At 55.9% G+C, this 211-nt stretch carries 1 protein-coding gene; it reads left to right on the top strand.

What is annotated here, in order from left to right; genetic code table 11:
• Positions 1–185 (top strand): hypothetical protein (locus tag MO867_RS23370; protein WP_252473558.1); only part of this gene is annotated, 185 nt, incomplete at its 5' end.
• Positions 186–211 lie beyond the last annotated feature (26 nt).

The raw sequence follows: 211 nt of genomic DNA, 5'->3' as shown, positions 1-211 counted from the left end.
CAACCTTGCCAAGGTTGAGGTCGCCGGTTCGAACCCGGTTTCCCGCTCCAAGTTTAACGCTTTACGAGATGATCTCTAGTCAACTCGAGAAGTGCCGCCACGGAGAAATCAGTGGCATTGCCATGGACAGCATGGCAGCACGGGACCGACAGGTTGTAGTGCAAGTTTCTGTCCCCATCGTCTAGAGGCCTAGGACACCGCCCTTTCACGG

Source organism: Microbulbifer okhotskensis (genome assembly GCF_023895975.1).
GTDB classification, from domain to species: Bacteria; Pseudomonadota; Gammaproteobacteria; order Pseudomonadales; family Cellvibrionaceae; genus Microbulbifer; species Microbulbifer okhotskensis.
The sequence above is the reverse complement of the archived record's forward strand: the minus strand, read 5'-3'. Positions and strand labels throughout refer to the sequence as shown.